Origin of the sequence: Veillonella dispar, from assembly GCF_937975875.1 — a bacterium.
GTDB lineage: Bacteria > Bacillota > Negativicutes > Veillonellales > Veillonellaceae > Veillonella > Veillonella dispar_B.
Genome location: NZ_CALJSP010000003.1, coordinates 1 through 6,782 on the forward strand (window position 1 = coordinate 1; position 6,782 = coordinate 6,782).

Genomic DNA, 6,782 nt, shown 5'->3' on the forward strand with positions numbered 1-6,782 from the left:
AGCGGGTGCTTTCACCATCCATAATACACACTTGGTCACCACCGCGACCTAATGCAATATCTAAGGCAGCACGAGCACGACTAGAAACCTCTTTTACAGAGCCTACATTCTCGCTAATCCCCACAGAAATCGTAGCTGGCACTTGACGAGGAGAAGGCAATTTACGAATGCGTTCAAGCACTTTAAAGCCATTTTCCTCCATCTCATGAAGGGCGCCACGAGAAATAGCAAAGGTATACATATCGTCTTGGAAGTTACGAATAAAGCCTTCATAACGGTCAATTTCATCCATAATGATATTGTTAATATCTGCCCAAACGCTAGTATACTCGCGATCACTAAGACCTTTCGTCAATTCTTCGAGATTATCGATTTGAATCATGCCCCATACAGGCTGATCCTCTTCAGCTTTAATACGGGCCTTTTCGAGAGCCGTAATGTCCTTAAAGTACAGAGCCATGACTGCATGTTCAGCCAATTCATCTTCACTATGAATATCTGGTCGCGTATCGCGAGGATCGATGAATTTATAGATAATTTGGAAATATCTTTCATCATATTTCTCCGTCATATATCCGGATTTACCCCAGATTTTATCAATACGGAAGCCAGGCAATAGAGCAGACATTTTTTGAAGTTTATTCCAGTCTACTGTAACCCAGTCTGCAAAGACGCTATTATTCCATACCAAGGTGCCTTGTTTATTAACAAGAACAATGCCCATCGGTAAATTTTGTAAAGCAAAGTTAGAAGCTTGTGTGACGTTTTTCATCATCGCCCCAAACTGTTCTCTTGCTAAACGACGCCGGTTATGAAGGGTATTATAATTAACCAAATATGCCGCTACTACGATAATTAAAGCTAGAATTGCAATGGCCCAATTCAAATAGGCCAACAATAATAACAATAATACGATAACGGTAATAATGGTAATTTCTAAACCTTCCCATCTCCGTTGAAAGGATTTCATAACGGCCTCCTTTCTGTTACTACTGACGCGCTTTGTAACGTGTCCGTAAATCTAAAAACATATCTATAACACCAAATATTGCTAATGCCTGCCCAAAGAAAAATGCATATACACCAAGCAATATCCACTTCAATTTATTACTCATGCGATAACTACTCATTAAATCTGCTAAAGCTGCAAATCCATGAACAGAACACATAGAGCTACCTAGGAGTAATACATTAGTACTAATGGCTGTGACCCATGAAGAGTTCATATTGATATGTGGAGCACCATATATACCAATGATGCCTAAAGCATATAGCCCTGCACTCCAGACGGGCATTCTCCATTCTTCAATGGGTAAAAATCGAGGTATGGAGATACGTAATCGCTTACCTAACCATATAGATATCTGAATAGTTATATAACTATATGATACTGCAGCTATAGCTACAGCTACAAAAAACGCATCCTTCAAACCAGTAGCAAGCTTATCCATATTTTTTACAAATAAATCAGCTTGTTCCTGTGTAATATTAGAATTCGTCTGCAATGCTTGATCAGCAATCATACGAGCTTGCTCTGTCATCTGTGTATCTATCCTTGATAGGTCAATACCAGATATATACGCTTGTGCAATAAAAGTTACTAATACGGCAACAAACATAGCAATACTAGGGAGTAATAGCCGTTTAATCGTTCCTAAAGAAAGACGATTACCTTCTCCTACTCCTACACCTACCGCAGCAAATAAACCAACAGGTATACCATTCCATGGTCCAAACAAGACTACCGCTAAGAAAGTAGTGACAACAGCTGCCGATATACTATATTTACGGCCCCATTTTGTTCCAATTATGCCAATGGCTGCAGGTGTAACAAAAAATGATAAAAAAGCGAAAGCTGGTATATAAACACTGACAGCACTAAGGATAACACCTATAGCACTAACAAATCCAGTCTCTACCATCGCTCTTGTATTTGTTTGTTTCATAAATCTCCATTCTAAATCAAAGAAGATAGATTAATTGGTATCTTTTAATTATAACAGTTTAAAAAGGTAACTTCAAATACCCTATGTAGTAGATAAATGCGATAGCACCGCTATTTATGGTAGATTTAAAAGGTTCCTTTTAACATGTTAAAAGTACCACACCTTGAGGTGCGGTACTTTCATATATTGTATTTGATTATACGTCTTGAATAATCGGCAAGATCATAGGACGACGGCGAGTTTTATCATAGAAGAATTTACCCAACGCGTCGCGTACGTTTTGCTTAATAGTAGTCCAATCTTTAATACGTTGCATTTCGCATTCTTCAAGGACTTGGTCTACACGATGTTCTGCAGCAATCATAAGTTCTTCTGCATCACGTACGTATACGAAGCCACGAGATACGAGGTCTGGACCAGCTACGATTGTACCAGAAGCTTTGTCCATCGCCATGACAACGATAACCATACCTTCTTGAGCCAATTGTTGACGGTCGCGGATAACGATGTTACCTACGTCACCAACGCCAAGGCCATCTACGAAGATAGCGCCAGCTTGTACACGACCGGCTTTGCGACCACCATCTTTATCGAATTCAAAGATTTGACCATTATCGCCGATAAGGACTTTCTTAGGATCTACGCCCATAGCAACACCGAGTTCACCATGACGGCGCAACATGCGGTACTCACCATGAACTGGGATGAAGTATTCTGGACGAACAAGGTTAAGCATTGTTTTAAGCTCTTCTTGGCTCGCATGACCAGATACGTGGATACCACGATCTTTACCGTATACTACGTGACAACCTAGACGAAGCAAGTTATCGATAGTTCTACCTACAGCACCTTCGTTACCAGGAATTGGTGTAGCAGAGATGATAACAGTATCATTCGGTGCCAATTCTACAGTGCGGTGATTGCTAGTAGCCATACGGGACAAGCCTGCCATCGGTTCACCTTGAGAACCAGTTGTTAAGATCATGATTTGGTCATCTGTGTAGTTGTGCATTACATCTACGTCGATGATTGTATTTGGTGGAATGTTCAAGTAACCGCGTTCTTGAGCGATTTCTGTAACATTTACCATGCTGCGGCCCATAACGACAACCTTACGGTTATACATAACTGCCGCATCAATAGCTTGTTGAATACGAGATACGTTAGATGCGAATGTAGCCAATACAACGCGGCCTTTCGCTTCGCCTACAGCTTGTTTAATAGCAGGACCTACGGAGCTTTCAGAGCCTGTAGTACCTGGTTTTTCAACGTTTGTAGAGTCGGACATCAACGCTAATACGCCTTTATTGCCGAGCTCAGCAAATTTGTGCATATCCATCAAACGGCCATCAACTGGCGTTTGGTCAATTTTAAAGTCACCTGTATGAAGCACAGTACCGATTGGTGTATCGAAGTACACAGCACAGGAGTCAGGGATGGAGTGGTTTGTTTGGATAAAACCAACCTTCACTTGACCAATTTGAACTTCATCGCCTGCAGCAATAGTACGAAGACATTTTGGAGATACCTTATGTTCTTTAAACTTGCCTTCAATCAAACCACAAACGAGGTTTGTTGCATATACTGGGCAGTTAATTTCTTTCATAAGGTATGCCAAGGAACCAATATGGTCCTCGTGACCATGGGTAATTACGACAGCTTTCACGCGATCCTTATTCTCAATGATATAGCTCATATCAGGAATAACGATATCTACGCCAAGCATATCTTCGCTAGGGAACGCAAGGCCAGAGTCGAGAACGATAATTTCGTCCTCATATTGGAAGATGGTCATGTTTTTACCGATTTCACCAAGACCGCCAAGAGGGATGATTTGGAATTTACCCTTATTAGCGCCATTTGGTGTACGACCTACTAATTCCACAGGAGCCTCTTGATTGTTGCGGTTTGTGGAGCGATTATTTGGACGGTTGTTATTACGGTTTTGACTATTGCGACCATTGTTAGAGCGCGTATTACGCGTATTTTCACTACGTTCACCACGTGGTGCACGAGTTTGACGAGGTTTACGTTCTGTACGTTCTTGACCTTCACCTTGCTCAGCATTGCGACGTGTATTTGTACGGCGTGTCGTATTAGTACGACCACCATTTGCATTTGTACGAGTATTTGTACGGCGTTGGCGTGTTGTGCCTTCACCTTCACCAGCTGCATGTTGACGAGTACGACCCTCGCCAGCAGGGCGGCGTGTATTAGTACGGCGGCGAGTCTGTTTATGTTCGCCTTCAGCCGCAGCTGTACGAGTAGCAGGTTTTGCTACTGTTGGTTCTGCTTTCACTTGTGCAGTAACCTGATTATCTGTTGTATTCACAGTTCCTCCTAAAATTTTGTTCATTATTTTATTTAACATAGTTTCTTTTCTCACCTATCACTTGAATTGATCTATGCTATGGAGGCCACACAAAGAAAAAGGCGCTAAAATACTAGCGTCTCGTCAAATAGGCGCAAAAATGCGCTATCAATTTTTGCCGTTCCTAGTGTTGTTGTGACCATTTGCCATAGCAAATGAGTATATTGCCATCATTAGACATGTCAGCCGCGACGGGTACGTTCTCTTCGTTCCTATCCAATGGGTCTTGCAATATAATCCGATCGATTTTGATGAAAGCCTCGCTTTCATACGTTATGTCTATTGTAACATAAAAATAGCGTTAACAAAAGAGGGTAGCCCCCATGTTAACGCTATTTAGATATATCATATTCTATTTGTCATCATCTGGCATAGTTTTGTAAAATCCTTCGATACGCCACGCGCCATTCTCTTCAATGACAGAAATATAGCGCTTCATCGGCGTTGATTCTACAACACCGGCGCCAACCTTTGTGGTTTGTAGGCTTGCATCAAAGACAATGCGCTTCAAATCCCCTGTGCGACTCACCCTTGTAACACCCAGGGATACTACATCCACCTTTGGCGCTTGTTTCATGGACTCTAGCCATTTTTGTTTTTCTGTCGGGTTTGTACTAGCTTGGCTAATGATATAGGTGAAAGCCTTATCATAATCCTTGTTATTCAGGGCATCAAAATAATTTTGCACAGAAGCTCGCGCTGCTTCCGCACTGCCTTCACCAACGATAGAGTTTGTAAGCCATCCGTCAGGGAATACTTCATTAGCTGGGCCCATCGCACGTAAAGATGCGCCAAACACACAGATTACTATAACAAGTAATCCCACTAGAACACGTGTAGTTAAAGCATTACTCGTAGGAGATACTTTCATAATAGATGCCAAGCGCTTATCTATGATGATATGTTGCAATGCGCTGCCATATTGATTATCCTGTGGCTGTCCTTTTACACATAACAAACCTAATAAGATCAGTGGCCCTACAAAGGGAATAAGAAACAGCAACAATGTAGCACTACTTTTACCCGTATCATGGAGACGTCGTACAGATAGCGCAATCAAAGGCATCAAGGAAACTAAACTAAGTATGGCAACGATAAGACCTGCCAATCCGATTAGATACGGTCCCGTATGCAATATGGCTGTCAAACCATAAAATACCACTAACAAGCCAATAATAGCAATATGCCATAACAACAGAAATTGGAAAAACTCCCTACGAGAGGCGCGACCATCAGTATCCATGAACTTTTTCCCCATCACATAGAGGAATGTATCCTTATAACTCATTTGGTAATGGGCGAAAGGATAGATTACATCGCCTTCTGGTGCGATACGCTCCACCTCTGTGGCCACCGTATACTGTCCACAAGTAGGACAAAACATAGCCGCTTCATCACAATAATGACGGCAAGCATCACAATAACGTTTCATAAACTTCTCTCCAAAACTCTCTAAACATGCTCTTAAAAGCTCTCTCCAAAATGTTCTCTTAAAAGCTCAAGCTCTTGAATACGTAAGAACTTATCAAACTATATTATCTTAAATACGTATCTACAGCCTCTGCAAACCCTTGTCTATAGAGATTAGCCCCACCGTTTGCAGGGTGGCGTAAGCCAATAGCAGACAGGCCAAATTTGCCCATTGTATCAGCAGACTTTTGCCCTACGGCCAGCATAAGAGGTTCTACACCGCCTAGCTCTAGATGTAAATCTAACAAGCGTTTTGTGTACTCCCACCCCAATTGTTGTTCTCTATCCGTAGGCGTGCGATTCGTCAACGGATTTCCATCCTTATGTGGGTGAAACGGGAATATATTCCACAGCAACGTGTCATATGGGTCGATACCTTTTTCTACGATAGCACTCCACACCACCGTATCAGTAGGTTCATTAAAGCCATCCTTCTGCTGTGTTCCTTTTAATAAAGAGCTAGTAGGAGAACTAGTGCGTTCCAATCGAATAGTCGTGACATCCTTCGCACGAATGGTTTTATGCTTATCTAATAGCATTCTCTCACAAGTAATAGCAATACCTGTAAATCGTCCCCCTTGATACCCTACAGCCTCAGCCACTACAAAGACCTTAGCGCGACCTAAACGAGGCAATAAATAGGCTACCAAATTATCTCGACGCACTTGAGCCGCATCAAAACCATCTGTAACGATCTCTAAATCGGGATTTATCTCGCCCCAAGGATTATGAACGAGACTACCTTGATACTGGGCAAGCCAATCCACAAAACCGCGCACCTTTTCTACACGCTTTGTATCAAAGGACGCTATATATTCATCAAAAGACATGCTCTTCTCTAAATCAAATAAAGACATACAGCCTCCAGTTTAAATTTCATATGTTATTACCGATATATATCTACTATACATGATAATTACACGAATTGCAGAAGAAATATAAGGGTTATAGGACAAAAAGTGTTGCTATTTCAGTCCCAAAGATTGGTAAATAGT

The 6,782-nt window shown here is 41.7% G+C and carries 4 protein-coding genes and 1 pseudogene; all 5 read right to left on the minus strand.

Going from position 1 to position 6,782, the window contains the following annotated elements; all coding sequences use genetic code 11:
- A pseudogene (locus Q7P05_RS00115) lies at positions 1 to 970 on the minus strand (RNA-binding protein); the annotation flags it as partial.
- Between the two features lie 19 nt (positions 971 to 989).
- Positions 990 to 1,946 (minus strand): DUF2232 domain-containing protein, encoded by a 957-nt coding sequence (locus Q7P05_RS00120; RefSeq protein ID WP_303929960.1) that lies wholly within the window; start codon positions 1,944 to 1,946, stop codon positions 990 to 992.
- A 196-nt stretch (positions 1,947 to 2,142) separates the two neighbouring features.
- Positions 2,143 to 4,317, minus strand: a complete 2,175-nt coding sequence (locus tag Q7P05_RS00125) for a ribonuclease J (RefSeq protein ID WP_119206778.1) — start codon at positions 4,315 to 4,317, stop codon at positions 2,143 to 2,145.
- A gap of 352 nt (positions 4,318 to 4,669) precedes the next feature.
- Complete coding sequence (locus Q7P05_RS00130) at positions 4,670 to 5,749, minus strand: DUF805 domain-containing protein (RefSeq protein ID WP_303929961.1); 1,080 nt, start codon at positions 5,747 to 5,749, stop codon at positions 4,670 to 4,672.
- Positions 5,750 to 5,852: 103 nt separating this feature from the next.
- Entirely contained in the window at positions 5,853 to 6,644 is a 792-nt protein-coding gene (locus Q7P05_RS00135; protein WP_303929962.1) for a uracil-DNA glycosylase, read from the minus strand.
- Between the last annotated feature and the right edge of the window lie 138 nt (positions 6,645 to 6,782).

Excerpts from the sequence above, each read along its gene's own strand:
- Q7P05_RS00120 (WP_303929960.1), bottom strand. The coding sequence starts at position 1,946 with ATGAAACAAACAAATACAAGAGCGATGGTAGAGACTGGATTTGTTAGT.
- Q7P05_RS00125 (WP_119206778.1), bottom strand. The coding sequence starts at position 4,317 with ATGTTAAATAAAATAATGAACAAAATTTTAGGAGGAACTGTGAATACA.
- Q7P05_RS00130 (WP_303929961.1), bottom strand. The coding sequence starts at position 5,749 with ATGAAACGTTATTGTGATGCTTGCCGTCATTATTGTGATGAAGCGGCT.
- Q7P05_RS00135 (WP_303929962.1), bottom strand. The coding sequence starts at position 6,644 with ATGTCTTTATTTGATTTAGAGAAGAGCATGTCTTTTGATGAATATATA.